The 25,233-nt window shown below is 56.9% G+C and carries 22 protein-coding genes; 12 read left to right on the plus strand and 10 right to left on the minus strand.

Going from position 1 to position 25,233, the window contains the following annotated elements; genetic code table 11:
* The 4 genes from cls to GN111_RS22835 all read left to right on the plus strand — a co-directional run bounded on the left by cls (window position 1) and on the right by GN111_RS22835 (window position 2,833).
* Complete coding sequence (cls, locus tag GN111_RS22820; RefSeq protein WP_155305967.1) at window positions 1–1,437, plus strand: cardiolipin synthase; 1,437 nt, start codon at window positions 1–3, stop codon at window positions 1,435–1,437.
* Between the two features lie 57 nt (window positions 1,438–1,494).
* The gene (locus tag GN111_RS22825) at window positions 1,495–1,836 is read left to right on the plus strand and encodes a DsrE family protein (protein WP_155305968.1); all 342 of its coding nucleotides are present in this window, start codon (window positions 1,495–1,497) and stop codon (window positions 1,834–1,836) included.
* Between the two features lie 26 nt (window positions 1,837–1,862).
* Window positions 1,863–2,366, plus strand: coding sequence for a P-loop nucleotide/nucleoside kinase family protein (locus GN111_RS22830; protein WP_155305969.1), 504 nt, complete (start codon window positions 1,863–1,865; stop codon window positions 2,364–2,366).
* Window positions 2,367–2,632: 266 nt separating this feature from the next.
* Window positions 2,633–2,833, plus strand: coding sequence for a hypothetical protein (locus tag GN111_RS22835; RefSeq protein ID WP_155305970.1), 201 nt, complete (start codon window positions 2,633–2,635; stop codon window positions 2,831–2,833).
* A gap of 22 nt (window positions 2,834–2,855) precedes the next feature.
* On the opposite strand, the gene GN111_RS22840 is transcribed toward GN111_RS22835, so the two are convergent.
* Together GN111_RS22840 and GN111_RS22845 are read right to left on the minus strand one after the other, a co-directional pair.
* Window positions 2,856–3,836: a patatin-like phospholipase family protein gene (locus tag GN111_RS22840; RefSeq protein ID WP_155305971.1), complete on the minus strand. Its 981-nt coding sequence runs from the start codon at window positions 3,834–3,836 to the stop codon at window positions 2,856–2,858.
* A gap of 6 nt (window positions 3,837–3,842) precedes the next feature.
* Window positions 3,843–4,394, minus strand: coding sequence for a DJ-1 family glyoxalase III (locus tag GN111_RS22845; RefSeq protein WP_155305972.1), 552 nt, complete (start codon window positions 4,392–4,394; stop codon window positions 3,843–3,845).
* Window positions 4,395–4,580: 186 nt separating this feature from the next.
* Between GN111_RS22845 and GN111_RS22850 the strand changes: the two genes are divergently transcribed.
* The 6 genes from GN111_RS22850 (at window position 4,581) to GN111_RS22875 (ending at window position 11,951) form a co-directional block, all read left to right on the plus strand.
* On the plus strand, window positions 4,581–5,102 hold the full coding sequence (locus GN111_RS22850) for a hypothetical protein (protein ID WP_155305973.1): 522 nt from the start codon (window positions 4,581–4,583) through the stop codon (window positions 5,100–5,102).
* Window positions 5,080–5,670, plus strand: a complete 591-nt coding sequence (locus GN111_RS22855; protein ID WP_155305974.1) for a MerR family transcriptional regulator — start codon at window positions 5,080–5,082, stop codon at window positions 5,668–5,670. The genes GN111_RS22850 and GN111_RS22855 overlap by 23 nt, the downstream gene beginning before the upstream one ends.
* 59 nt (window positions 5,671–5,729) lie before the next feature.
* Window positions 5,730–6,335, plus strand: coding sequence for a LysE family translocator (locus tag GN111_RS22860; RefSeq protein ID WP_231715536.1), 606 nt, complete (start codon window positions 5,730–5,732; stop codon window positions 6,333–6,335).
* Between the two features lie 294 nt (window positions 6,336–6,629).
* Window positions 6,630–7,097, plus strand: coding sequence for a CBS domain-containing protein (locus GN111_RS22865; protein ID WP_155305976.1), 468 nt, complete (start codon window positions 6,630–6,632; stop codon window positions 7,095–7,097).
* Window positions 7,098–7,494: 397 nt separating this feature from the next.
* Window positions 7,495–10,842, plus strand: coding sequence for an adenylate/guanylate cyclase domain-containing protein (locus tag GN111_RS22870; protein ID WP_155305977.1), 3,348 nt, complete (start codon window positions 7,495–7,497; stop codon window positions 10,840–10,842).
* 23 nt (window positions 10,843–10,865) lie between these two features.
* Window positions 10,866–11,951, plus strand: coding sequence for a class I SAM-dependent methyltransferase (locus tag GN111_RS22875; RefSeq protein ID WP_155305978.1), 1,086 nt, complete (start codon window positions 10,866–10,868; stop codon window positions 11,949–11,951).
* A 55-nt stretch (window positions 11,952–12,006) separates the two neighbouring features.
* On the opposite strand, the gene GN111_RS22880 is transcribed toward GN111_RS22875, so the two are convergent.
* The 8 genes from GN111_RS22880 to GN111_RS22915 form a co-directional block, all read right to left on the minus strand.
* The gene (locus GN111_RS22880; RefSeq protein WP_155305979.1) at window positions 12,007–12,465 is read right to left on the minus strand and encodes a hypothetical protein; all 459 of its coding nucleotides are present in this window, start codon (window positions 12,463–12,465) and stop codon (window positions 12,007–12,009) included.
* A 33-nt stretch (window positions 12,466–12,498) separates the two neighbouring features.
* Window positions 12,499–12,957, minus strand: coding sequence for a tellurite resistance TerB family protein (locus GN111_RS22885; RefSeq protein WP_155305980.1), 459 nt, complete (start codon window positions 12,955–12,957; stop codon window positions 12,499–12,501).
* 308 nt (window positions 12,958–13,265) lie between these two features.
* Window positions 13,266–13,616: a DVU0259 family response regulator domain-containing protein gene (gene divK / locus GN111_RS22890; RefSeq protein ID WP_155305981.1), complete on the minus strand. Its 351-nt coding sequence runs from the start codon at window positions 13,614–13,616 to the stop codon at window positions 13,266–13,268.
* A gap of 52 nt (window positions 13,617–13,668) precedes the next feature.
* Window positions 13,669–14,049, minus strand: a complete 381-nt coding sequence (gene tmcA, locus GN111_RS22895) for an acidic tetraheme cytochrome c3 TmcA (protein WP_155305982.1) — start codon at window positions 14,047–14,049, stop codon at window positions 13,669–13,671.
* An 18-nt stretch (window positions 14,050–14,067) separates the two neighbouring features.
* The gene (gene tmcB, locus GN111_RS22900; protein ID WP_155305983.1) at window positions 14,068–15,402 is read right to left on the minus strand and encodes an electron transfer complex ferredoxin TmcB; all 1,335 of its coding nucleotides are present in this window, start codon (window positions 15,400–15,402) and stop codon (window positions 14,068–14,070) included.
* A gap of 48 nt (window positions 15,403–15,450) precedes the next feature.
* Window positions 15,451–16,110, minus strand: coding sequence for a TmcC family electron transfer complex membrane anchor subunit (gene tmcC, locus GN111_RS22905; protein WP_155305984.1), 660 nt, complete (start codon window positions 16,108–16,110; stop codon window positions 15,451–15,453).
* 9 nt (window positions 16,111–16,119) lie between these two features.
* Window positions 16,120–17,385, minus strand: a complete 1,266-nt coding sequence (gene tmcD / locus GN111_RS22910) for an electron transfer complex subunit TmcD (RefSeq protein ID WP_155305985.1) — start codon at window positions 17,383–17,385, stop codon at window positions 16,120–16,122.
* Window positions 17,386–17,549: 164 nt separating this feature from the next.
* The gene (locus tag GN111_RS22915; RefSeq protein WP_155305986.1) at window positions 17,550–18,278 is read right to left on the minus strand and encodes a response regulator; all 729 of its coding nucleotides are present in this window, start codon (window positions 18,276–18,278) and stop codon (window positions 17,550–17,552) included.
* Window positions 18,279–18,557: 279 nt separating this feature from the next.
* Between GN111_RS22915 and GN111_RS22920 the strand changes: the two genes are divergently transcribed.
* Both GN111_RS22920 and fdnG read left to right on the plus strand, forming a co-directional pair.
* Window positions 18,558–21,857, plus strand: coding sequence for an AfsR/SARP family transcriptional regulator (locus GN111_RS22920; RefSeq protein WP_155305987.1), 3,300 nt, complete (start codon window positions 18,558–18,560; stop codon window positions 21,855–21,857).
* 283 nt (window positions 21,858–22,140) lie between these two features.
* Window positions 22,141–25,230: a formate dehydrogenase-N subunit alpha gene (fdnG, locus tag GN111_RS22925; RefSeq protein ID WP_155305988.1), complete on the plus strand. Its 3,090-nt coding sequence runs from the start codon at window positions 22,141–22,143 to the stop codon at window positions 25,228–25,230.
* Window positions 25,231–25,233 lie beyond the last annotated feature (3 nt).

A 25,233-nucleotide genomic window follows, 5' to 3' on the forward strand; every position in this document is an offset into this window, starting at 1 on the left:
GTGCATTCCATACAGTTGGTGATCGATTACTGGGTGCTTCTGGTGCCCTTGCTGCTGCACGGCCTGGGCATCCTGTTCATATTCGACGTTCTCATGCACGGCCGAACCAGCCAGGGCACCATCGCCTGGGTGATGGCACTATTCTTTTTTCCTTACCTGGCTGTCTTTCTCTACATGATGTTCGGCGCCCGACGCATTGAGGATTACACGGCCGCCCATCAACACGGGACCACGGATATTCATCAACTTGGCAAGCAACTGCGTCAGGATAAAAAACTGCGGGAACTCATGGTACGGGAGACGCCGCAGATCGACGTGCTCAGCGACATTTACCAGCTGCCCGTCATGAAAGGCAACCGCTGCACGATTCTGGTCAATGGGCCGGCCACCTTCGAATCCATTCTCCAGGGGATTGCCGAGGCGCGCCATTACATCCTGATTCAGTTTTTCATCGTACACGCCGATGGTATCGGAAACCGCCTCAAGGATGCCCTGATCGAGCGGGCCAGGGCTGGTGTCCGGGTCTATTTTCTCTATGACCGAGTCGGTTCCGTCCGCCTGGCCCGGGCCTATACGAATGCATTGAGAGCGGCAGGCGTGCACATCGGCGTTTTCCGGGTGGGGCGCGGATGGCTCAACCGGTTCCGGATCAATTTCCGCAACCATCGCAAGATCGTGGTGGTGGATGGAGAAAAAAGCTGGGTCGGGGGGCACAATGTCGGCGACATGTACCTGGGAAAAAGCCGACGCTTTTCGGGTTGGCGGGATACGCACGTGAAGATGGCCGGCCCGGTTACTCTCGGTGTGCAGCTTTCCTTTGTGGAGGATTGGCACTGGGCCTGCGGTCGGCTGCCGGAAGTGTCCTGGGAACCGCCGCCTACGTTTGGCAGCGAACCGGTCCTGTGTATTCCCACCGGCCCCGGCGATATGGTGGAAAGCTGTTCGTTGATGATGGTGCAGGCCATCAATGCCGCCACCCGGCGCTGCTGGATGATCAGCCCCTATTTCGTACCCGATGTGGCGGTAATCAAGGCCTTGCAGCTGGCCGCCATGCGGGGGGTGGATGTACGCATTCTCATCCCCGCCAATCCGGACAAGCGAGTAGTATGGTGGGCGGCGCACAGCTACCTGTTCGAGGTGGCTGTAGCCGGTGTGCGCATGTACACCTACCGTGAAGGGTTCTTGCACCAGAAGGTATTTCTTGTCGACGACTGCCTGGCTGGCATCGGCACGGCCAATTTGGACAATCGTTCCCTGCGCATCAACTTCGAGATCACCATGACCTTTACCGATGCCGATTTTATCCGTCGGGTGGAAGCCATGTGCCTGGATGACTTTGCCCTGTCCGACCCCTTGACCACCGATGATGTTTACCGCCGTTCGCTGGCGTTTCGGTTGGCCATCCGTTCGGCGCGATTGTTCTCGCCCATTTTGTAGCCGCGATATCGTCGAAAATAACGAAAACGGCGAAAGAACGCCACAGGGAGAAAATAAATGGAAAAAGATCACCTTTATGTGCTCTGGACAAACGACAATCCCATAACGGCTGAGAAGATGGTATTCATGTACACCATCAATTCTCTTGCCCAAGGCTGGTGGGAAAAGGTTACGCTGATCGTCTGGGGAGCCACCCCGAAACTGGTTGCCGAGGACGCTGCGATGCAGGCCAAGATCAAGGAAGCGCAACAGGCCGGTGTGCATGTAACGGCCTGCAAGGCCTGTGCGGACCAACTCGGTGTGACGCAAACTCTTCTAGATTTGCAGATCGAAGTCAAATACTGGGGCCAGCCGTTGACCGATCTGTTGAAGAATAATGAGCGGCTTTTAACCATATGAAAAACGTTGAGAAAAAAGAGGCGTAGATGCCCCGGGCCATCATCGTCTGCGGAAGTCCCGGCTCCGGAAAGACCACCTACGGGAAACGATTGGCAGCGGCATCAGGGGCGGTCTTTTTAGATATCGATACCGCAACCGAGCGACTGGTCCGACTGAGCTTGCGGCAATCGGGCGGCGACCCCGACGACAGGGACAGCACCGCTTTCAAGCAGACATACAGGGACCCGATCTACGAGCAACTGTTCGATATTGCCTGCGACAACCTGCCGTTCAACAGCGTCGTGATCACGGGGCCTTTCACCCGCGAACTTCAGGATGCCGATTGGCCCCGAAAAGTCTCCCGACGGCTCGGCGTGCCGGCTGAAATCCACTATGTCTTCTGCCGACCGGAGGTGAGAAAAAAGCGCCTGCTGGCACGGGCCAACGCCAGGGATCGGTCGAAACTGGAGAACTGGAACAGCTACCTGAAATATTACGCAGACGAAGCACCCCCGTGCTTCGATCATGTTTTCGTAGAGGGCGATGGGTAGATCCCGGCATGGATCCACGGGTGTCATCCCGTCACATCTTTCCTGTCCCCCGATAGTACAACCATTTTGGTAAGGATTTTCCAGATTGTGGAATCTGTTTCATACCTTTTTTTCCGTGCTTATCCGTTGCCGAATCTATTTCTCCTTGATTTCATAGTGGATTTTAGCATTTTTGCCATCAGGCACGTGTTTTGCTCTCTTTTTTTGCGGAACACGAAAAATTTGACCCATATGAAACCAATAACCGATTACTGATAGGCCATACCATGATTGATCGAATCGAGACGCACCCGACAGCGGAGGGATACAACAACATCAATCTGCGCAGCGGCAAGGATCGGCGCAAAGGATACAGCGTGATTGACCCGGACATGGACCGGCGCAAAAGGGAACGGCGCAAAAACGACAAGCCGTCCGGAGGCCAGGAATCCGCATGGAGTTTCTTGAAGGATTCGGCATTCCGGTAGTGGGCCCGCGACGGAACTTGCTTTACTCCTCTATCGGCTTTCGGATGGGCATTTCCAACAGGGCCCTGATATCTTCCAACTTCTCCTTGACCCCGATATATCCCTCTTCGATGGCCAGCTCCACTTGGTCGAAATCCATCATTTTCAGCGCACCGAGACGCGGCTGAATGAGGACGTCCGGCGGGTCTACGGCCAGGTTGATACGGGTGATGCGCTCCTGCATGATGTTGATGGAGGTCATGACCGTATCGATAATGTAAGGCATATCCTCCTCCCGCCCAAGCAGTTCGTTGACCTTGGCTTTGAAGCTGGCCTCTGCCGTCTCGTAGTAGTCGGTTAGTTTGGTGAGCAGTTCGCTTTTGGCTTCAGCATCTTCAGGCACCGTCATTTCGGCTTCCTCCACTACAGGCTTGCGCATCCGCCGGGAAGTGATTCCGCTGTTCAGGTCAACGGCGATGACCACATCGGCCTCGGTGGCCCGCGCCGGACCCACCGGCACAGGATCCACCACCCCGCCGTCAACCAGCCAGCGGCCCTTGACACGGGCCGGCGCAAAAAGACCCGGTACGCTCATGGTGGCCCGCAATGCGGGCAGCAATTGGCCGGATCGCAGCACCACCTTTTCTCCGTGATGCAGGTCGGTTGCCACCATCGACATCGGGATGTTCAATTGAGAAAAGTCCTTCACGTCGGTGTGCATGGAGAAAAGTTCGGCCACTTTTTTGGCGCCGTCCAGCAGCCCCGAGCGGGGAAAGACGACATCAAAGTAGGAAAAGACTTTTTTGCCGTTCATGCGCAGCACGAAGTCCTTGAGGCTGCCCAGACTGCCGCTGGCGTATATGGCGCCCACGTAAGAACCTACGCTGCACCCCGAGATGAAATCGATGGGAATATCCTCTTCTTCCAATGCTTCGATGGCACCGATGTGAGCCCATCCACGGGAAGATCCGCTTCCCAGAACCAGGGCCACTGTTTTGCGCCTCCGTTGGCTTTTTGTTTTCATAGGAGTTTAAATAGCCAGGGATCCGGCCACCTCGTCGCGTTTTTCCTTGCTGTAAAGCCTTTCCACCAGCGCCAGTGCGAACATTACGGCGGTTCCCGCCCCCCGGCTGGTAAGGCAGTTGCCGTCCATCACCACGGGTTCGTCGATTCGCGTCTTGTCGGACAAGCCGCCTGTGAATCCCGGATGGCAGGTGGCCTGATGACCGGCCAATAGCCCATGGTGCTCCAGAACGATGGCCGGGCTGGCGCATATCGCCCCATAGAGGCGCTCCTTTTCCCGCTGGCGAATCAATATCTGTTTCAGCAGGTCGGAATCGCGCAGGTTCTGGGCGCCGGGAATACCGCCGGGCAGCACCACCAGGTCGTAATCCTTTTCCAAACACGCCTCGATCAGGTCGTCAGCGACGATGACCACTTCACGAGATGCCGTGATCTGTCGATTGCCGCTTACCGAAGCCATGGTAACGGCCGCGCCGGCCCGGCGAAGCACGTCGATAATGGCAACGGCTTCCAACTCTTCGGTGCCGTCGGCGACGGGCACCAGTACGCTTTTTTCCATAACTTTGTCTCCTTGTTTGGTTAGAGGGGGCAACGAGGGGTTTTTCGAATATACACCAGCAGCGGCCGCTTGGAAAGGGTCCCAAAAAATTCGCGAAACGGGAATTCAGCGCTTGACCCGTCTACGGCTTCACAGTTTATGCAGGTGGACAGAAGCCAAATGACCCATCACCAAGGAGATGCAACGATGAACGACTTTGCCGCCGAACGGATTGTCAAAAGCTACACCATGCACCTTTGCGCCCCACCTGCCGAGGTATTTCCGCTACTGTGCCCTGTGCGCGAATACGAGTGGATCGAACCCTGGTCCTGTGATATGGTTTTTTCGATCGGCGGCATGGCCGAGAACAACGCCGTTTTTACCACCGATTTCGAGACCCAGGGCGGCGCGGAAATTTGGGTGGTGTGCCGCTACGAAAAGGACCGGGCCATCGAATTCATCCGGGTCACCCCGGGGCTGAAGGTCAACCGGCTGGATATATCCCTGGCTGCCGCAAATAACGCCACCCGGTCGATCTGGACCAATACGTTCACCGGACTGAGCGAAGCCGGCAACCAGTGGATCCGGAACCTTACGGAAGAGGCTTTTGAACTGGAAAAATCCGCTGTCGAAAAGATGCTCAATCACTATCTGAAAACCGGGGCCATGCTCAAGATGGCCGACCTGAATATCGAAACCCGATACTATGGCCAAGACAGCCGCCATTGAGCCGGTCTACCGCATATCTCAACTGGGCCGTCTGCACGGATTGTCCCGCAGTACCCTGCTTCACTATGACCGCATCGGACTGCTGCGGCCGTCGCAGCGCAACCGTGCCAACTACCGGGTATACAGCGCAGCCGACCGCCGGCGGCTGGCGCAGATCTGCCGTTACCGCAGCGCAGGACTCTCCTTGCAGGAGATCAAGTCCATTCTGGCAGCACCTCGGCACAAAACTGTGCAGGCCCTGGAGCGCAGGCTGGAAGCCCTGAACCGGGAGATCAAGGCCCTGCGCACCCAGCAGCGGGTGATCGTTGACCTGCTCAAGGACCGTTCGCTACTGGCCGGGACCCGTATGCTGGACAAAGCGCGTTGGGTGGCGGTGCTGCGCGACGGCGGTCTGGACGAGGCGGCCATGGGGCAATGGCATGTGGCCTTCGAACGCATGTCTCCCGAGGCCCACCAGGATTTTCTGGAGTCGTTGGGGATGAGCGCCCCTGAAATCAAAGAGATCCGATCATGGTCCGCCGGAAAAATCTTTGACATCTGCCAAAAAAACGAGTTTCCAGATGGCTGAAACTATTCTGGAAATGTGATTTTAATTCGCATGCCGGGAGGGCATAAACGATGTTCAGTATGGAATTTCTGACAACATCCTTGATCGTGGTTCTCGTTCCGGGGACCGGGGTGATCTACACGGTGTCCAATGGTCTTTTCTCGGGTTGGAAAGCCAGCGTCGCCGCCGCCATCGGCTGCACGGCCGGTATCCTGCCTCACCTGTCGGCCAGCATCCTCGGGCTTTCGGCCATTTTGCACACCAGCGCGATCCTGTATCAGGGAATCAAATACGCGGGCGCGGTCTATCTGCTTTATCTGGCCTGGAACATGTGGCGCGAGACCGGTTCGTTAACACTGGACGCATCCGGGTTGAAAACCGGATGGTGGCCGATTGTCAAAAGGGGATTTCTGATCAACATCCTGAACCCCAAGCTGTCCATTTTCTTCCTGGCGTTCCTGCCGCTTTTCGTCCCGCCCGGCACGGCGTCGCCAACCGTTCAAATGATTTTTTTGAGCATCATGTTCATGGCCATGACCCTGATTATCTTTGTCCTGTACGGAATCTTCGCCAATGGGGTCCGCAAGTATGTTGCCCACTCGCCGAGACTGATTGGCCGGCTGCAGCGCACCTTTGCAGCAACGTTTGCAGTGCTGGGCGTTAAGCTTGCCATGACGGATCAATAGGTAGTGTACATCCGGAAATGGCCATGCCGATCTTACCCTTGGCCGATATCTTTGTTGCTCGAAAAAAGCGCCTTGGAATATCGACCCGATGCACCCGACACCTGCGGATGCATTTTTCATTCTCCTTTCGCGGTTGGTTCCCAACGTTGCCGTTGTTGACAGCTATCGTTTGCAAGCCTACTTTACCCGAAAGGCATCTTTCGACAGCTGACTTCCTGCCAGACAAAATCCCGTGCCGTCGGGGGATGCACCGGTGGCGGCGATGACAACCCATTTCCAAAACGCAGGTGACGTATGAAAACAGCCCATGACATGATTCAGGAAAAAGGAAGGGATCTCCTCTGTGTTCCGGAGGGGGCCACGATTCGGGAGGCCTTGGAGAAGATGAACGCCGGCAAGGTGGGGGCGATTCTGGTTACCCGGAAAGAGAAGCCGGTGGGTATCTGGACGGAACGGGATCTGCTGCATAATATTCTCGATGAGACCTTCGACCCCGGACGTTCCCGAATCGAGGCCTTCATGACCCGCGAACTCATTCTGGCACCGCACACGGATACGGTCTATAACCTGATGGACAAGTTCCTCGGGCGGCGGGTCCGCCATCTGCTTATCGAAAAAGATGGGGAAATCATCGGCATGGTTTCCGCGGGCGATGTGATGAAGGCGTCCATTCAGGAAAAAGACAGCGAACTCAAGCAGTTGAACTCCATGGTAGGTTGGGACTACTATGAGAACTGGTGCTGGAGGCCCGAATCGAAATAACGACCCCGAAAATGGCCGATAGGAGCGGCTTCCCACCGCAACGCGTCCTTCTGCATCGCGGGTGGGAAAGCGCCTTGTCCGCCCGAATTCAATACCACAATTTTTATAGGAGGCTTTGGACGGCCGGGGGGGACTGACCAGCGCTTCGCCCTCCAGCACCTTGACACCCTTCTGATTCGTGCAGATGGTCTTCAGCCGGATTCTTTTTTTCTCATCCAGCTTTTCAATTACTTCCACCGTTCAAGATTCGTTTACCGTCAAATCAACCGAATTGCAACGGGCCGACCGAACGCCATTCGCGTGCGGGTCCAATGAGGGTTTGACTTGCATCGGCGTGTCGGGTATCAGTTGATTCATTCCCGCAACCAACGATTTTTTCAGGAAAGAGCTGCCATCGATGATCTGTCCCAAGTGCCACCGTGAGGCCGGCAGACAGGCTTTATCCTGCAGCAACTGTGGCTCGGTGCTGGTGCCGATGAAAGTATGCCCCCATTGCCGGAATTCGAACCCACCGGAGAGTCGATACTGCGATCAGTGCGGCACGCCGCTGAAGGACGATCCCACCAAGGAAGTCGAGAAGCTCAAAAGCGAACGCAAGCATGTTACCGTCCTGTTTTCGGACATCAACCGGTATCGGGAGATCGTCAACCGGGTCGATCCGGAAGAGATCCGGGAGGTCACCCGCCAGCTTTTCGAAGAGACGGTAAAAATTATCGCCCGTTACGACGGCCATGTCGACCGCATTTTATGGGACGGCGTCCTGGCCGTTTTCGGTATGCCGCATGCGCATGAAGACGATGCTATCCGGGCCGTCCGGGCGGCCATGGAGATCCATCGAATGGTTGCACAATTAGAGAGCCGTCTCACCGACCGGATCGGCGTTGCATTGGCCATGCGCTCCGGCGTTGCCACCGGTCTGGTGGTTACCGGATCCGCGGAAGAGCGAACCGGCCGGCACGGCATCACCGGTGAAACCGTGAACCTGGCCGCCCGCATCCGGGACATGGCCCGCCCGGGCGAGGTCCTGGTGGAAAGCAGCGTTTATTCGGCCGCCGCTGGCTTTTTCCGTTTTGCCCCGCGTAAACCGGTGTCGGTTAAAGGACGAACCCTTCCGGTGCTGGTGCATAGCGTGCAATCGTTGATTTCCCGGCCGGACAAGGTGCGGCGTATCCATGGGCTGAAGGCCAGGCTGGTGGGCAGAGAGCGGGAACTGAAGACAATGGAGGACGCCGCGCTCCGGCTGCAGCGCAGAGAAGGCACGGTCATCACCATATGCGGGGATGCGGGCACCGGCAAAAGCCGTTTGATCGCGGACTTCAAACGCTCCTATTGTGCACGCGACATCCGCTGGCTGGATGGCTACGCCTATGCTTACAACGGCGGTGTTCCGTACTACCCGTTTATCGACATGCTTTCGCGACTTTTCGATATCAGCGATGTCGATGGACAGGCCATTATCGAGGCCAAGCTCCGTACCGGCATCGGTCCGCTGCTGGACGACCTGGAAGCGGTCGTTCCCTTTCTGGCCGGCTTGTATGCCATTTCTCCTTCCGAAGCCCTGCAGGCCGGTCCCGAAGTTTATAAAGCCCAGCTTCAAAATGCCTTCATCGCTTTGTTTTCGGCGCTGGCCCGCCAGGGGCCGACCATTGTCTGCATCGAGGATCTGCATTGGGCGGATCCGTCCTCCCTGGCCCTGCTGCGGTTTATTCTCAGGGAATCTGGGCTGCCCATCTTGTTTGTCATCAGCCACCGGCCGATCCTCGATTTTCTTGGAGATCGTCACGGCCAGCGGTTGTCCTACGAACACAAAAGCATACTGCTCAAAGACCTGGATGCCCCTTCGTCAAGGGAAATGGTGCGCTCTTTGATGAACACACGGACCATACCGGCGGCATTCGAGCGGTATATTTTCTCACGTGTGGAAGGCAATCCTTTCTACCTGGAAGAGGTCGTCAACTCCCTGCTTGACAACCGCTGCCTCAAACGGATCGACGGAGGTTGGCATTTCGACGAGACCTTCGATATTTCAGATATCTCTTCCACCATCAACGGCATTATCCACGGTCGCCTGGATCGGCTGGGGGGCGAGGCCAAGACCTTATTGCAGGAGGCATCGGTCATCGGCCGGGTGTTCCGGATCGACCTGCTGAAACGAATCACCGCTTTCCCCCAAGCCTGTTCCGGCTGCATCGCCGCCATCGAACGCATGAACCTTATTCATCGGATACCGGAGCATAAAGAACCGACATACGGTTTCAAACATGCCATTGTCCAGGAAGTGGTATACAAGAGCTTGCTGAAAAAGGATCGGCGCATTATCCATGGGAAGATCGCCATCACACTGGAATCCCGGTTCCAGGGCCGCCAGGACAGCATTCCCGAGCTTTTGGCGCTTCACTACGCAAACAGCGATCAGTCGCAAAAAGCGGCGGAATATCTGATCCTTTCCGGAGAGAAGAGCCTCAAAAAATACTCGGTGGAAGAATCTCACCGCTACTATGAAAAAGCATATCGGCTGTTGAGCCGAATCGAATCGCCCTCTGCCGACGAGCAGGCCATGCTCATCGATCTGATTGTCAAATGGTACTTTACCTTTAACAAACAGGGCCTGTTTCGTGAGATGCTGGACCTGTTGCGCACTCACGAATCCGATGTTCGAGCCTTCGGCGATGCCAGAAGAACGGGCATGTACGAGGTCTGTCTGGGATGGGCGCTGCAGCGCAGGGAATTGTTGATCGAATCCTACGACTATCTGACACGGGCTCTGGCCGCCGGCTGGAAACTCGGAGACGATTCGCTGATCGCCTACAGCAGCGCCTGCCTGTGCTGGACGTGTGCCGACTTGGGGCGCATGGAGGAAGCCGTGGCGTTCGGGCATCAGGCGGCCGAAATTGCCCGGCGGATCGAAACCGACCATGAGTTAACCCGGTTTAATTTGACCGGTATGGGGGTGGCGTTTATTCACGGCGGGAACCTTGCCGCCTGCTGGAAGACCGGCGAACAATTGCTCGAGTTCGGTGACGCTGTGGGAGATGTGCGAACCTTTTCCGAGGGCTACCTGCTGATGGGCAATGTCCGGATGGCAGCAGCAGATTTCGTACAGGCGGAGTTTTACCTCAAAAAGGCCATCGAGGTTGCCGTCGATCCCATTTATAGCCTCAATGCCCGTTTCTGCCTCAGTTACGTCTATTTTTCCCAGGGTAATGCGGCCCTTGCCGCCCAGACCCTCGAAACCGTCATCGACGCCACCAGAAAATCCGGCTATGAATTTGTCGGCACATCGGCCACGGCCTTTTACGGCATCGTCTCGGCCGCTATGGGCGACATGGAAAAGGGCATCTCCCTGGTCTGCGAACAGATCCGCAAACAACGCAAACGGGGCAAACGCAACCACGATATGATTTTTACGTACATGCTGGGCCGGTTCTACCTGGATCTGGCTCGGAAAAAGGTGCCGTTGGGAATCCGGTGCGCCGTGAAAAATGCCCGGTTTCTATTGCGCTCCCTGCCGGCGGCTTCCAGACTGGCCGAACGGTATTTGCGGGAGGCCATCGACATCGGTACCCGGATCGATGCCCGTATCCGACTGGCCCAGGCGCATTTGGATCTCGGGCGGCTCTATATGCACAAAAAACGTTTCGGCGATGCCCGGTCCCATATTGAACAAAGCATCTCCCTGTTCGACCGCTGCGACGCCCCTATCCTGCTTGCCGAAGCTCAGGCGTTGCTGGGCAGCCTTTCCTGACAGCTACACGAAAAGGAACAGTAATGACGGAAGAAGTAAAATCATTTCAGGAAAAGATGATCGCCATTCTCAATTATGGCTCGTTGAACCTGGCCATTGGGCTGGGGTATCGTGTCGGCCTTTTCGACGTCATGGATGCCGAAAATCGGCCCCGCACCGCGGCCGAAATCGCCGCCGCGGCGAACCTGGCGCCCCGCTATGTCAGGGAATGGCTGGGGGTGATGGTGTGTGGGGACATCGTGGAATTGGTTCCCGGCGACGACGGCCAGCCCTGCTTCCTGTTGCCCGAAGCCCATGGAGATCTTCTGGCCCGCCGAGCCGGTAATGGCAATCTAGGCGTTTACACCCAGGAAATTCCACTGCTGACCGCCAGCGCCATGGAGCCGGTCGTTCAGGGATTTTTCAGCGGCGAAGGGGTTTCCTACAGCCACTATCCCGAATTCCATGATTTCATGGCACAATTGGGGGATGCCAAGCATCGCCAGGTGCTGGTCGATGTTTTTTTGCCGTCGGTTGACGATGGGTGCCTGGTGCGGGCGCTGCAACGGGGCATTGATGTATGCGATCTGGGATGTGCACAGGGTGTGGCCACGATCATCATGGCCCAGGCCTTTCCAGCCAGCCGGTTTACCGGAATCGACATCAGCACCGAGGCTCTCGATACCGCCCGATCCGATGCCCGTGAGCAGGGCCTGGACAACATCCGCTTCGAACGCAGAGATGCGGCCGAACTGCGCCGTCCCAACACCCTGTCGGGCCGGTTCGATTACGTCACGGCCTTCGATGCCATTCACGACCAGACCCGCCCTATGGAAGCGCTTCAGGGCGTTGTCGAGCTGTTGAAGGACGACGGCGCCTTTTCCATGATCGACATCGCCGCGGAAAGTGAAATCGAAGGCAATCGCGACCATCCCATGGGGGCCTTTTTGTACACGGTCAGCCTGATGCACTGCATGCCCGTAGGGCTTCTGGATGGCGGGGCCGGTCTGGGCATGATGTGGGGGCGACAGCTGGCCGAACGGATGCTGCGACAAGCGGGATTCAGCCGGGTGGCCGTCGCACCGATCCCCAACGATCCTTTCAATCTGCACTTTTTCTGCAGAAAATAACTTTGATGAACGCGTGAAAAGTCGCTTTTCCGACCGACTCGTAAAAAAAGCTCGTCTACTCCGAACGAAATTTTCGATATCCCACATCGTCATAGTACTTGAGCTTTACCGGTTTCTTGGACTCATGGGATTCGATGGCATCCGCCAAAGGGTCGTCATCGAGTCCCTCGCTAGCGGATTCGGTCGCTTCCCGTGACTCCATCACCCTGAACTCTTTCGAATGAATCAAAGAGAGGCTGCCAGGGGCTTTCGGTGCATGCAGTAGGTAGGGTTCCGCAAGCGTGGTCATGTCCGACTCGTTGCCGTTTTTATCGATTGCCGTCACTCCGAACAGGATCGGACGATCCGGCAGGGCAACATCATCAGGCAGGTCGATTTCCGTGGCATTGCCAACGTCGATGAATTCGGAATCGTAGCCGATATTCGTGCCTTCCGACCAATACAGTCTATATCCGGTAACCGTGTCGGAATCCGAATCGTTCCAGGACAATTTGAGTTTGCGGATTTTTGCCATTTGAGGTCGCTCCCCTGTCAGATGGTTAAGTGGTTATCCATGCAAGACCTTGAGCTTGGCGTCGATGAGCTGTTTGTGCGACAGACGAAGCAGTTTGGAGAGTTTGTTCATCAGGTAGTGCTCATGGCTGTCCATTTTCCCGTCCAGAAAGACAATTCGCCACAGGCGTTCGATCAGTTTTTCTTTTTGCGGAACGCTATAATGATCGTTGATGACACGGGCAAACTGCCATAAATCGACGCTCTCCTCCAGTTCCCGGTCCGCTTCCTTGATCAGGGCATCGGCATGGTCTCGGGAGAGACCGTATTTTTCCGTCAGCAAAGAGAGTACCTGCTGCATTTCCTCTTGAGTGAAGGTTTCATCGATGCGGCCCATTTCCAGGAACAGGGCGCAAACCGCTATCATGGCTGCCTGCTCCTCGTCCTGAGCGGCCGGGTTGCCGTTGCTGTTGGTGGTGATGTTGCCGATCAGCTGTTTGAAAAGATTGATCATGATATCCTTCTATGGCGGGTGAAAAGATTGTTCGTTCAAACCATGCGTTTCCCCGTCCTCTTTATTGGTTTTTGAACATAAAAACAAGATGGCACCCTGACATTGAAAGGCATTCAGCCTGCTGTTTTTTGGCTTTTGATGGGGTGTACAGGGGTATCTCTGGTCTGGTCGGGAAATCGATAGGAAAGCCATGTTGCCAGGCCTAAAGTGGAAAAACGTAAAGCGCCAGAGACGAAGAAATGGCACGCAAGAATATTGGAACCGGTCTCTATGGGCAGGAATCGGAAACGGTTGCTGAACTAAATCCGCTATCCGATCGTATTTTTCACGATCCCTACCAGTTTTTCCGGATCGAAGGGCTTTTTGACGAAGGCGATGGCGTCCTTGATGGCGTGGTCGCCATCGATGCCGCTGACGACGATGACCGGTATGTCGCGCAGTTCCTTGTCCTTGCGCAGTTTGCGATAGAAGCGGGGGCCCCACTCGCCGGGCATCTGCAAATCCAGAGTGATGAGGTCGGGTTTTTCCTGCTTGACCACGTCGAGGCCTTCCATGGTGCTGGAAGCGGAGCAGGTTTCATAGCCGTTGTCGCTGAAAACGGCTTCCAGATATTTTACCACGATGGGGTCGTCGTCGATGATAAGAATTTTTTTAGGCATGGATACCGTCCCCCCTTTTATTGGCTATCGTTGTACTTCAGGAGCGTTTATACTATCTTTTGTGGCATTCTCCGCATAGTACCGGCCCCTTCCCCTCCGCCTGATGGCACCCCTTGCAATTGGCGTGAAAGGCGTTCATCAGCGACGGCTGGCCGTCTCCTCCCTCCAGGCTGTGACAGTCCGAACAACTGGAGTCCTCCGAAGACTCGTCTTCCACGAGTTCACCGTCCTCGTAGACGTGGTGGCAAGTGGCGCAGTCGTCGATGCCGGCAATTTCGTTGTGTTCGTCGTGGACGAAAACCGAGGGTGTTCGCTGGGGATTGTCGAAGACCGAATTGTCTACGGCGGTCATGTCTTCCTGTGCCCATGTCGCGGTAATGGCCAGAACGCTTGCAATCAGAAGCGGCAGGGTGATCCGGGTGACGTTTCTCATTTCTCCTCCTGGCCTTGCTTACTCGGGTTTTTCCATGACTTCATAAATGATGTCCCCGAAAAACTTGATATCCAATCCAATTTCGTAGTGATGAACGATGTCTTCCAGCCCGCTGTGGCAGTTGTGGCAGGGCGCCACTAAGACCTCGGCACCTTTGGTTTTGGCTTCGAAGAGCTGTTCGGCCTTGACCCGGTTGCCTTCGATTCTTGTCATCTTGAACGGCGGGCCGGTGTTGATTACTCCCCCGCCGGCGCAGCAGCAGTAATTGTGTTCGCGATTGGGAATCATTTCGATCACGGTTTCGCACAGAGCATGGGCCACATAACGGGCCTTTTCATGCAAACCGCCGCCGCGCACGACGTTGCAGGGGTCGTGCAACGTAATGGGTTGCTGGTATTTTTTGGCGATCTTGATGCGGCCTTCTTTGATCAGGTCATAATACAACTCGATTGCATGGACGATGGTGAAAGGCGGCGTGGCCCATCCCAGCCAGCGGTTGCCCACATCGTAAACCGAGCGAAAGGCATGGCCGCATTCCCCCATGACGATCTTTTTGACTTTAAGCCGTTCGGCCGTTTCGAAGTGGGCTCGCTTGATCCGGCCCATGATTTCGTTGTCTCCGGTGAACATGGCCATGTCGCTGTTGTCCCAACCCACCGAGGCCGGCATGGTCCAGTTGAGGCCGGCCACATGAAGGATCACCGCGGCTTGGTAGATCAACTGGGCCTGGAACTTGGGCTCCGGGGCGATGACGCTGTACATGATGTCGGCACCCTCCTTTTCTAAGGGGATGCGCAGATCGGGAATTTCGGCCTGAGCCTCTTCTTCCTGCCATTGCAGGGTGTCCGGCCATTCGTCGCCCTTGACCCACATCTGGTTCATGGTCACGGAATGGCTGTGGGCCGTGTCCTGAATATACAGCGGGGTGACGCCCAATCGGTGAATGATCCGCCGCACCACGAGCATGAGGTAGGCGATGTCGATACCGAAAGGGCAGTACTGGGCGCAGCGTTTGCACAGGTTGCACTGGGTGTGGGCGATGATGGCCGCCTGCCGGATGAATTCCGGGCTTACCCGACCCTTTTTCTTGAGCATTTCCCAGATGGTCTGCTTGACCTTGCCCACTGGGGAGTAGTGCGGGTCGTTGTCGTGGGAAAGGTAATAGTGGCAGGCTTCCGAGCACAGACCGCAGTGGATGCAGGTGTCCACGTAGGTTTTCAACCGGGCTCCGGTTTCCGTGTCGATGACGCTGTTGATGACTTCCTGGATCTTCTCTTCGGTGAGCCGGGATATGCCGACATCGATCCCATCGTCGACGACTTCGTTTGCTTCTTTTTTTGACGGTTCCGCCATATCGAGAACTCCTTTTACGCTGACCGCTGGTTCAAAGGGGTAAATCGGCTACCAGTCCCGTGCGTGTCTCACACCCCCGAACTCCGATCCCATGTACGCCCGGGTAAAGGGCGAGAAGAGCATGTGGCTGAGCCGGGTGAAGGGAATGGCCGCCAGCATGATATCCCCGGCCAGAACGTGCAGACCCATCATCAGTGGATAATTGAACCACTGGTGATAGGCGATGAATCCGGTAACGAAAGGGGCCGCCACGATGGCCAGGATTACGTAATCCGATGCCGTGGTGACAAATTTGACTTCAGGCTGCGTGATTCTCCGGATCAGAAAGTAAACGCCCCCCAGGATGACGATCACGGTCATCCAATCGGCCACGGCGTCGGGAAGGGACCACCAGCTGATGCCGAAGGCTTCGTCCCAGAGCACCGCATGGGAGAGCAGAAACAGGGGAACGGCGAACAGGCAGATGTGGAAGGCAAAGGTCACCACGGTGAGTACGGGCTGGCGCCGCCAGTTTACCGTTGCAAAGGGGATGATCCAGTGGAAAATGGAGCGCAGGCTGTAGCGCCAGCTCATGTAGGTGAAGATGAATCTTTCCTTTTGGGCCACCAGCCTCAACATGCTGACGATTCGGTAAATGCTGCCGCCGAAAAAGAGCAGGAAGGCCACCCATGCCAGCGGACCGCTCACGAAGTTGTAGAAGCTATGCATGACAATCTCCTAACCGGTGATATCCGTAGCCGGCACGATACGCCGGACGTAATCGCTGCCTTCGATGGTGCGCAGCATCAGATGGGTCCCGTCGGGGCTGAATACCGGCTCCCATGCGCCGTCGCAGGCGGTTGACCAGACGCTGCCGTTTACCGTGTATGTATACTTGCCGTCTTTTTCAACCTTGGCCGCCACCATTTGGCCGTCAGGGCTGAATACCGGTTTCCAGGCCATGTCCCAGGTATCCTTCCAGGGGATGCCGTCCACCACCACTCGGAAAGTTTCGTCGTCCTTGGCCAAGGCGGCGATGCGGCGGTTGTCGGGACTGAACACGACATCGGTGACCAGTTTGGTGAAGGTGGCCGGCCAGGGCTCGCCGTCCACGGCCACGGTCCAGCGTCCGTAGGAAGGCGCTACGACTGCGGCCAAGCGGCTGGCATCGGGGCTGAACTGCTGGTGCCAGGCCTGGACAAAAGAGCGGTCCCACAGCGGTTTCCCGTTTTCGGCCAGCGTCCACAGCCCTTTTTCCCGCACCGGAGCCACCACAGCTCCGCTGACCGGGTTGAACACCGGCTCCCAGACCGTCGAGTAGCACGTTTCCCACGGTATGCCGTCCACGGCAATGGTGTACTCCTGCAGGTTGAGCCGCACCTCGGCGGCCAGATGAAGGCCGTCCTGGCTGATGGCCAGATTCCAGACGTTGACGAAGCGGGCGTCCCAGGCCTGGCCGTCCAGGGCGGCGGAAAAGCTGCCTTCCTGGAACTTGTGGATTTCGCCCGAATCCACATCTTCCACTTGAACGGCGCCGGCGGTGTGCTTCCCGTCCGGGCTGAGGGCGAAATAGGTCATGTTGGCGTACATCTGTTCCCATGGCGTCCCGTCGAGAACCATGGCGTACTGCATGTCCTGCTGGACGGCGGCGGCGATATGGGCGCCGTCGGCGCTGAACCGGGGCTCCCAGATGTAGCCGAACTTGTTTTCCCAGGCCGTGCCGTCGACGGCCATGGTCCACTCACCCATTTCGGAAACGATGGCGGCGAGGCGTCCGTCCGGCGAGAAGCGCAGGTGCCAGATCTTATCGAATACCGTTTCTCCCCAGGGCTGGCCATTGACGCAGACATTGAACTCGCCTTCGTCCAGATTGACGATATTGGCAACCCTTTCGCCGTCCGGGCTGACGTAGGGCTCCTCGACCCATTGGTAGTTTTCTTTCCAGGAATCCAGAGGAATCTTTTTTTCCCCGGGTTCCCAATCCCATTTGCGGGAATCAACCATGATGCCTCCTCGTAGCCACGCGGATGCTCAGATGCGTTAATGGTTTCATTCGATTGAGGTTGTTCAGGATATTAGCAAAAGTCGATCTTAATACTGATTGCATTTCGAATTCGCAAGGGGATTTTGGTCTTTTGTTTCGAAACCACGGTCTAAAAACCCGTGAATCAGCAATCGTTGCAAACATCGGCATCGGTCGCGATATCGATGCACGGAGCGATGCGCGTAATTCCAAGCATGTCAAAGATGGTCCTAAAATTTTCCGAAAGCCCGGCGATGCGAACCTCTTTTCCTGCGGACCGGATGTTCGACAGCAGGCGGGTGAGCATGGCGATACCCGTACCATTCACCGCCGAATGGTGGTCAAAACGGATTTCCACGGCTTTGCATTCCGAACCCAATACATGATCGAAGCAGGCTGTGAGGGTTTCTTTGTGGCGGCCGGAAAGGGTGTCGCGGATGAAGATGGTTCCCGTCTCCGACGATAGGTCCGCTTCTACAGGCGCTTTATCGGCCCTGTCATTGGCCAGCCGGGCCTCGGCCCTTTTGAGGGCGGCGTCCAGGGCATTGCGGCCGATGGGTTTGTTGATGAAATCGGTGGCCTCCAGGTTCAGGGCCTGGACCACATGGTCCATGTCGCCATGGCCGGTAATCACGATCACTTCGGTCTGCGGCGCCTCTTTTTTAATCTCTTTGAGCACCGAGAAACCATCCATCCCGGGCATTTTAAGGTCGGTGAAAACGATTCCCGGCCGATGGTCGCGCGCCAGTTGGAGCCCGGTTTCCCCGTTTTCGGCGGTGAGAACGGCGTATCCGTAGGCATTGAGAAACAGGCGGAACATGGTCAACGTAGCGGCTTCATCGTCAATGACCAGAACCGTTTGCCGTGCGTTCATGGGACATTTTCCCCATTAGGATTTTGAACGGATGGTGTCGCCTGCTCGTTTTTGAACGGCCACGGCCTGTTCCCATACAGGCCCCGTCAGGCTCATCGCTGCTTTCAACCACTTTGAATCATGATACCTAAAACCGGAACATTTGCAACGATTTCCTTGCCATTGCGTTTGCACGGTCATCTTGCTGTGGTATACATAATATTCTAAGGAAAGTGCGATCCTTTTGTTATGTTGCCCGGTGTTTCCCTTTGACACCTCAATGATCGATGGGTTGGCAAAATGGTCGATGTCCGTACCACAGCCAAAACCACCCTGCCGGATCTGACAAGGGCCATCTTTCGCCAGCGGCTGATCCAGCGCATAACCGCGGCAAACAGCGCCCGCGTGATCCTGATTACCGGCCAGGCCGCCCAGGGGAAAACCACTCTGGCCGCGGGACTGGCCCGCCAGCCCGGTCCCGCCTGCGCCTGGATGCACCTTGATGCCTCGGACCGGGACCCGATGAATCTTTTTCGTCTGCTGGCCCATGCCCTGGCAACATCCCTGGCGGAAACGGATGTTTCGGCCTTTTTGAAAAATCCGGCTATCTCTTTCGGGTCCAAAACTGGATCCGGGAGGATTGCCGAAATGGCCGGTGCACTTCTGGAAGAAATAACCGCCAGGGGACCGGTACGTGTCGTCATGGACGGAATCGATGCGCTTGGCGGCAATGCGGACAGTTTGGCGATTGTGGAACGGGTTCTCGATGCCGTCGCCCCGCCCGGCTGCCTGATCCTGGTGTCGCGGGAAACGTTACCGCTGAAGCTGGAATCCATGCGCATCCGCCGGGAACTTTTCGAACTGACCAACGACGATCTGGCCTTTTCTCCCGAGGAGATCCACCGTTTCTTTCTTGATTTGTATGGGCTGCGGCTGGAAGATTCCCAACTGACGAGAATCAGCCAGCTCACGGATGGTTGGGCCGGCGGTCTGGTGCTGGTGTGGGAGGCTTTGCGCCACATTTCCGAAAACCAGCGCGGGGCATTTATTGAAAACGGCCTGCCCGAGGCCCTGCGGGGAGAACGGCTGAACTATTTTTCCGAAGCGGTTTTTTCGGGGCTGAATGCGGCCACCCGGGCGTTTCTGATCCGTTCGGCCATTTTCGACACCATCGATTCACGCATCGCGCTTCGATGTCTACAGGAACAACCTGCGGAAGATGCGGCCGCTATTTTAAACGGCCTGGTGCGGCAAAACCTTTTCATCCAACAGCTTTATGATCCCAAAACCGGCTGGGGATATCGCTACAACCAGCTTTTCCGCGACTTTCTGCTCGACAAATTCCACCATACCATAGACAGCCAGACCCAGCGGACGTTTTTGGTCCGGGCGGCAAATCTGGCCTGGGATGAAGGCAACTTCGAAGAGGCCATCCGCTTTTTTTTGAAAGCCGGTGCTTTTGACAAGGCGGCGGCGGGGATCAAAAAAATAGCCATGGGGCTGTCGGCCCAGGGCCGTTTTGCCGACCTGTCCGGGTGGATTGAAATCCTGCCCGATCGCATGGTTGATGACGATACCTGGCTGGTTTTCTACAAGGCCATGGGGCAGCGCATCAGCGGCGGGCGCAAAAACATTGACGCCTTTTCGAGCGCCTACCATCGCTTCAAGGAAGAAGGGGAACGCAGGGGGCAGCTTCTGTCCCTGGCTTATCTAATCGAAGCTGCCGTTTTTCTCGGCCACCCGACCGCCGACCTGAAACGCTGGCTGAAAGCGGCCTGGACCCTGCTGGAAACGGTAAGCGGCAACCGTTACTACCCCTTCGCCAAAACCGTGTTGTGGACGCAGGTGGCCTTCGGCTCACTTTCCGTGGCCGGGGATCTTCAAAAGGGCCTGTCCGCCTGCCGCAACGCGTTGCTGCTGGCCAACACCATCGGCGATGACACCCTGACGGTGAATGCCACCATCATCCATGTTTTCGGTCTGGCACTTACCGGCGAGTTCGCTGCCGCGGAAAAAGAACTCGCCGCCATCGACCGGTTGGTGGGGGCGGCCTACCCGGAGTATCGGGCCCTGAAAAATGTTGTGCATATGGACCTGGCTTTGTCCCAAGGGGATCTGGCCGGTGCCCAGCGCCTGCTGGACATCAACCAAGAAGATATCGACACGTTCGGCCTGCTCTTCCTTTATCCGATTCACGTGGATCTGTCCGGCCAGCTTCAGATTCATCAACGGCGTTTCGATGACCTGGCACAGACCACCCGCCATCTCCAGGATGTGGCTACGCTGGCAGCCAATCCTTTTTACCATGGACTGGCCCAGCGCCTTCGGTCCCTGAACGCCTACCACCAGGGCCGATTTGAATTGGCTCACAAATGGGCGCAAAAGGCGGCCCGAAAAATTGATCGAAGTCTCGGGGACAGCGTCCATCTGTTTCGCTGCCGTCTGATCGAAGGCATGGCAGCCTATCATCTCGACGACCCGGCAGATGCGCGCAGGGCGCTGGAATCGGCCCGGGAATTATTCAGTCGTGTTTCAAGCAACCTCTCCCTGGTCGAGGCCTGTCTAGGCCTGTCCCTGGTTGAACGGGCACAGGGCAATACGGCGGAAGCGGACCGTCTGCTGGAGTCCGCCCTGACCATGGCGGCCTCACGGGGGTACCGGACCCTGCCGATTCTGGCGGCCCCCGACATTTTGGCCGCGTGTTCGCCGGCCCATGGGAACGAACGCCCGGAATTGGCCCGCATGGCCCGCTTGCTGACGGAGACCCTGCCCGCCGAAAAGACAACGCCGCCTCGGCCAGCAGAAACGGTGGATACGGTCGAGGCAGCCGGAGCGCAGATCCACATCCACACCCTGGGCCGGTTCGAAGTTCGCCGCGAAAACGATGACGTGATTTCCGATGGTCAATGGGGTGGAAATCGCCAGAAGCTGATGCTCAAGGCCATTGTCGTCAACGGCTGCCGGGAGATTCCCAAAGATATCCTCATGGATGCTATCTGGCCGGACAGCGGCACCGATGCCGCCCTCGGGCGCTTCAAGGTCACCCTTCACCGGTTGCGCAAAATCCTGGAGCCCGATATGAACGGCCGCAAGGGCGCGTCCTGCATTTCCCTGAAAGATAATCGGGTCAGCCTGGACAGCGAGCGCTGCCGGGTAGACGTTAACGATTTTCTGGCCGCATGCGACGAGGTCCGCCAGGTCAAACAGGAAGACGATGACGGCCGGAGCCTGTCGGCCTGCCAGCGGGCCATTGAAATTTACGGCGGCGATTTTCTTCCCGAAGAGCCCTATTTGAGCTGGGCCGAAATGAAGCGCTCGGCGTTGCGGGATCAGTACCTCGGGGTTTTGATGGAAATGGCAATACTTTTCGAGCGCAAAAACGATCTTGAACAGGCGGTGAACTGCTGCCGAAGGGCGATCCAGACCGATCCCTTGGCCGAACACTTTCACCAGCGGCTGATGCGGCTGTTGCGGCGCCAGGGACTGAATAGTGCCGTTGTCAAAGTCTATCGGGATTTGACGGCCAAACTCGCCGTCGAACTGGACACCATGCCCGACCCCGCCACGACCCGGATTTATGAGGATATGATAAAAAAATAGGCTGCAGGTTGAAGTCGGACAGATGAATTCCTAAATTTTTTAATTCTCAATCCCATCAATTCTTTTTCTGTAACTCCCACTGTATCCCCATTGTAACCCTGCCCATGGTAACCATTATCCACGCGGGGCCAGTTTTCAAGGCCGCCGTGTTTCCAATTTTCAGGGTGTTCGGGTCTTCATCTGCTGAGTCGGCACCTCCGGGTGGGGACCCGAACAATCCATTTCATGCGGATTCTTTCCAATCATAAGATTTTATAACCGGTTACAGAAAAGGAGAAGGATTATGGATGTCAACCGCAGGCAGTTTATCCAGATCACCGGCGCCGGTGCGGCCGGCCTGGCCGTGGGCGGGCTGGGCTTCGACCTGAAACCGGTCAGGGCCCATGCCGGTATGCTGAAAACCAAGTACGCCAAGGAAACCACCACGATCTGCTGCTATTGTGCGGTGGGCTGCGGGGCCATCGTGCACACCAGCAAACGGGGCGACGGACGGGTGATCAATATCGAAGGCGATCCCGGCCATGTCATCAACCGCGGGGCACTGTGCTCCAAGGGCGCGTCCTTGAAGCAACTGGCCGAGAACGAAAAACGGCTGACCGAGCCCATGTACCGGGCACCCTATTCGGATAAATGGCAGTCGGTATCCTGGGAATGGGCTCTGGAGAAAATCGCCCATCGCGTCAAGGAGACCCGCGACGCAAATTTCACCTTCAAAAACGACAAAGGCCAGGTCGTCAACCGCACCACGGCCATCGCCTCGGTGGGCAGCGCGGCCATGGACAATGAAGAGTGCTGGGTCTACCAGGCCCTCATGCGATCCCTGGGACTGGTGTATATCGAACATCAGGCACGCATCTGACACAGCGCCACAGTTGCGGCTCTGGCAGAGTCGTTCGGACGCGGTGCGATGACCAACCACTGGATCGATCTCAAGAACAGCGACTGCATCCTGATCATGGGGAGCAACGCTGCCGAAAACCACCCGGTCTCGTTCAAGTATGTTACCGAGGCCATGGAAAAGGGGGCCACCCTCATCAATGTGGATCCCCGCTTCACAAGGACCTCCGCCAAGGCGGACATCTATACCGCGTTGCGCTCGGGGACCGATATCGCCTTTCTCGGAGGCATGATCAAATACATCCTGGACAACGATCTCTACAACCAGGAGTATGTCTCCCTTTACACCAATGCGCCGTTTATCGTCGGCAAGAAATACGGTTTCAAGGACGGCCTTTTCTCGGGCTACGAGAAAACGCCCAAAGGCCCGGCCATGGGGAAGTATGACAAAAGCCAGTGGGCCTTCGAGATGGACAGCAACGGCGTACCCAAGATGGACCGCTCGCTGAAGCACAGACGCAGCGTTTTTCAACTGCTGAAAAAGCATTTCAGCCGCTACGATCTGAAAACCGTATCGATGGTGACGGGAACCTCCGAAGCCGACCTGAAGAAGGTGTACAGCACCTATAGCGCCACCGGAAAACGGGGCCAGGCCGGAACCATCATGTACGCCATGGGTTGGACCCAGCACACCGTCGGCACCCAGAACATCCGCACCATGGCCATGATCCAGCTGCTGCTGGGCAACATGGGCGTGGCCGGCGGTGGCGTCAACGCCCTGCGCGGCGAATCCAACGTCCAGGGCTCCACGGATCACTGCCTGCTGTGGCATATCTGGCCCGGCTATCTGAAGACCGCCAGGGCTTCCAACACCACGCTGGCGGCCTATAACGAAAAGTGGACGCCGATCAGCAAGGACCCCCTGTCTGCCAACTGGTGGCAGAACTATCCCAAGTACAGTGTTTCCCTGCTGAAATCCTACTTTGGCAAGGCGGCCGGATCGGCCAACGAATTCGGCTATTCGTGGCTGCCCAAAGTGGACGACGGAGTGGCCTACTCCTGGTTCGATCTGTTCGACGCCATGTACAAAGAGAAGATCAAGGGTTTTTTCGCCTGGGGCCAGAACCCGGCCTGCAGCGGGGCCAACTCCAACAAGACCCGCGAGGCCATGGCCAACCTGGACTGGATGGTCAACGTCAACCTTTTCGACAACGAGACCGGTTCGTTCTGGCGGGGGCCGGGAATGGATCCGGGCGCCGTCAAAACCGAAGTGTTCATGCTTCCGGCCTGTGTCTCCGTGGAGAAGGAAGGGTCGATTACCAACAGCGGCCGCTGGATGCAGTGGCGCTACCAGGGCCCCAAGCCACTGGGCAACAGCCGGCCGGACGGAGACATCATCCTGGAACTCGGAGAGAAAATCAAGGAGGTGTACAAGTCCGGCGGAGTTTTTCCCGAGCCGATTCTCAATCTTAAATGGGATTATGCCACCGAAGGCGCCTACGATCCCCACAAGGTGGCCAAGGAGATCAACGGCTATTTTGTCCAGGATGTCACCATCAAGGACAAAATCTACAAAAAGGGCACCCTGGTGCCCAGCTTCGCTTTTCTCCAGGACGACGGGTCCACCTCTTCGGGCAACTGGCTGTACTGCAACAGCTACACCGAAAAAGGCAACATGGCCGCCCGCCGCGGCCAAGAGGACGCGGTCAACAAGATCGGCCTGTATCCCGAATTCGCCTGGTGCTGGCCGGTCAACCGGCGCATCATCTACAACCGGGCTTCGGTGGATGCCAAGGGCATTCCCTGGGACCGCAAGGACTGGGTGATCTACTTCAAGGGAGAAGAGCAGGGCGGCAAGTACGTTTCACGCAAATGGCTGGGGGACGTGCCCGACGGCGGCTGGTATCCGATGCAGAATCCGGACGGCTCCTGGCGCAAAGACACCAAGTACCCCTTTATCATGCGCAAGCACGGCCATGCCCAGATCTTCGGACCGGGGCTGAATGACGGCCCCTTCCCAGAGCATTACGAACCCCTGGAATGCCCCATCGAGAAAAATTACTTCAGCTCCCAGATGGTCAATCCAACCGCGGCGGTCTATTCTTCCGAGGCCGATACCCATTTCACCTGCGATCCGCGCTTTCCCTATGTGGGGACCACCTACCGGGTGTCGGAACACTGGCAGACGGGTCTGATGACACGTCCCCAGGAATGGCTCATGGAACTGCAGCCTCAGATGTTCGTGGAGATGAGCGAAGAGCTGGCCAGGCTCAAGGGCATCCGCGGCGGCGAACGGGTCCTTGTAAAATCGGCTCGCGGTCAGGTGGAGTGCAGCGCCATCGTCACCAAACGCTTCAAGCCGTTTATCATCGGCGGGCTGACAATCCACCAGGTGGGCGTCCCCTGGCATTACGGATGGCGCTGGCCAGCCAGCGGTAAGGAGGAGAGCGCCAACCTGCTGACCCCGTCGGCCGGGGATGCCAACACCCGTATTCCGGAAACCAAGGCCTTCATGGTCAATGTGGTCAAAGCCTAAAAG

Origin of the sequence: Desulfosarcina widdelii, assembly GCF_009688965.1 — a bacterium.
Taxonomy (GTDB): domain Bacteria; phylum Desulfobacterota; class Desulfobacteria; order Desulfobacterales; family Desulfosarcinaceae; genus Desulfosarcina; species Desulfosarcina widdelii.